General features: G+C 64.2%; 1 protein-coding gene. It reads left to right on the top strand.

From position 1 onward, the window contains the following. The coding region (locus A5692_RS26510) for an AMP-binding protein (RefSeq protein WP_156766300.1) at positions 1 to 920 on the top strand (920 nt) is incomplete at both ends.

Below are 920 nucleotides of genomic sequence, written 5' to 3' on the forward strand. Positions count from 1 at the left end.
GGTGTTGAAGAGCGGGGCGGCCTATGTGCCGATGGATCCAGGATGGCCGACAGCGCGGATCGGTTTCCTGCTCACCGACGCCACCCCGACCACGATTATCACCACCACCGAGTTGGCCGGACGGCTTGAGGGTTACGACGACTTGGTCGTGATCGATGTCAACGACCCCGCTATTGATGCCCAACCGGTTACCGCGTTGCCCGGCCCGACGCCAGAAGATATTGCGTACCTGATTTACACCTCGGGCACCACCGGAACCCCCAAAGGCGTGGCTATTACCCACCACAACGTGATCCCGCTGCTGGCGTCGGCGGGTGCGTACCTGGAGCGGGCGGGGGTGTGGTCTCAGTGGCATTCGTATGCGTTCGATGTTTCGGTATGGGAGATCTTTGGTGCCCTGCTGGGTGGGGGGCGGCTGGTGGTGGTGCCCGAGGCGGTGGTCGGCTCCCCCGATGATTTCCATGCGTTGCTGGCCGCCGAGCAGGTCAGTGTGTTGAGCCAGACCCCGTCGGCGTTCTATGCGCTGCAAAGCGCTGATGGATTGTCACCGGGGTTAGGCCAGCAGCTCACGCTGGAGACCGTGGTGTTCGGTGGGGAAGCCCTCGAGCCCGCGCGTCTGGGGACGTGGTTCGTCCACCATGGAGGCTCGCCGCGGCTGATCAACATGTATGGCACCACCGAGACGACGGTGCATGCCTCGATACGCGAGATCGTCACAGGCGATGTCGGCAACACTGTCAGCCCGATCGGGGTGCCGTTGGCCCACCTGGGCTTCTTTGTCCTCGATGGGTGGTTGCGTGCGGTGCCGGTGGGGGTGGTCGGGGAGTTGTATGTGGCCGGCGCCGGTGAGCAGGAAACCGATCCGCGCTGTCGGCCATCCTGGATCCATCGGCACATAGGCCGCCCCGCTCTTCAACACC

It is taken from the genome of Mycobacterium sp. E342 (genome assembly GCF_001667665.1).
Lineage (GTDB): Bacteria > Actinomycetota > Actinomycetes > Mycobacteriales > Mycobacteriaceae > Mycobacterium.